This window comes from Polynucleobacter sp. 39-46-10 (assembly GCF_002282275.1).
In genome coordinates, this window is record NZ_NCJB01000383.1 from 1 (window position 1) to 2002 (window position 2002).

Consider the following 2002-nt stretch of genomic DNA (forward strand, 5'->3'; position numbering starts at 1 on the left):
TGCACCTCGTCTGGGAATGTTCCAATTTAATGACAATCCGGATTCAGTTGAGGGAATTGTCTATTTGCGCCGTGGAGAAAATGCTACTGAAGTATTGGCGCGGGTCCGCAATACCGTGGAGAATATTAATAAGCAGATTCTGCCTCCAGGTATTGAGGTCGCACCTTTTTATGACCGACAAGTTCTTTTGGATATCACTATTGGAACTGTAAAACATACTTTGTTTTTCGGAATTTCATTAGTGCTGGCAGTGCTTTTTTTCTTTTTGGGCAACTTACGAGCAGCAGCTGTGGTTGCTGCAGTGATCCCATTGGCTTTATGCGTCTCGTTTATCCAGATGCATCTTTGGAGTGTTCCAGCCAATTTAATTTCACTGGGTGCAATTGATTTTGGAGTAATCGTTGATTCGGCCGTGATTTTGACTGAGAACGTCATGCGCCATTTAGAGGAGGGCGGTAAGCGTCTCAAGCAAAGTATCATCATTGCTACGAGTGAGGTGCAGCGTGCCATGATTTATTCAACGGGCATTATTATTGTTGCCTATTCGCCATTGTTCTTTATGGGTGGTGTAGAGGGAATCATCTTCAAGCCGATGGCCTTTACGATGGGCTTTGCCTTAATCGCGGCAATGATCCTCAGTCTTACTTTCTTACCAGCAATGATCTCTTTGGTATTCGGTGAAAGCATGCACCATAAGCCACCGGGATTTATTACGAGACTATTAAATAGTTATAAACCTTTGCTGCGCAGGTGGATGGATCGACCTTTAACGGTTATTGCGGTCGCAGTATTTGTTTTGGGCTTAACTTTGCTGAGCGTGACTCGCTTAGGAACTGCGTTTTTACCCACTCTGGAAGAAAACAATATTTGGCTGCGGGTGAGCTTGCCCAATACAGTAGATTTGGATTACTCCGTCAAAGTTGCCAATCAGTTACGTGAGACCTTCCTGAAGCAGCCAGAAATTGAGAAGGTTGCTGTGCAAATTGGGCGCCCTGATGATGGCACTGACTCCACGGGCGTATTTAATCAAGAGTATGGCCTCTATCTGAAGAGTCCCGATAACATGCCTAGTGGCTCTAGTAAGAAACAGTTGATCGCCAATCTAGAAAAAGAGCTTAAAAAACTCCCTGGCATGACCTATAGCTTTTCTCAATACATTCAAGACAATGTGAATGAGGCTTTGTCGGGAGTCAAGGGCGAGAACTCAGTCAAGATATACGGCGCCGATTTGGTGGTACTGGATCAAAAAGCACAAGAGGTGATGGCCCAGCTGAGAAAAGTGCGCGGCGTCGCTGACGAAGGTATTCTGAAAGAATTGGGTCAGCCAACCCTCAATATTCAAATCGATCGTGAGAGGGCGGCGCGTTACGGTATTAATGTGAATGAAATTCAGACGGTTGTTGCTAACGCCATTGGTGGTGCTGCGGTTACCAACCTATTAGAAGATGAAAAAACCTTTGGCATAGCTGTGCGTCTTAATCCAGGTAGTCGTAACGATACTGCCGATATTGGCCGCTTATTGGTAGATTCACCAAACGGCTCTGCGATTCCTTTATCGATGGTTGCCACAGTACAACTTTCTGATGGCCCATTCTTCATTTATCGGGAAGCGGGCAAGCGTTACATCGCCATTAAGTTCAGCGTGCGTAATCGAGATTTGGGAAGTGCGGTAGAAGATGCACAACATCTAGTCAGCAAAAACATTACGCTGCCTCCAAATTATTCGATTAGTTGGGATGGGCAGTTTAATCAAATGAAGCAGGCACAAAAAAAGCTCATGTTGATTGTGCCCCTAGCACTATTAGGCATCTTCTTATTATTGGTGAGCGCCTTTGGTAATTTCCGTGATGCGGTGATTGTGATGATTAATGTGCCATTTGCAGCCATTGGTGGTGTGATCGCTTTGCACTTGGCTGGAGAAACGCTCAGTATTTCAGCCTTCTTTGGCTTCTTATCCTTGTTCGGCATCGCTATTCAAGATGGCGTCATTTTGATCTCATTC

General features: G+C 45.1%; 1 pseudogene. It reads left to right on the top strand.

From position 1 onward, the window contains the following. Positions 1–7: 7 nt before the first annotated feature. Positions 8–2002, top strand: a pseudogene (locus tag B7X71_RS15890) (efflux RND transporter permease subunit); the annotation flags it as partial.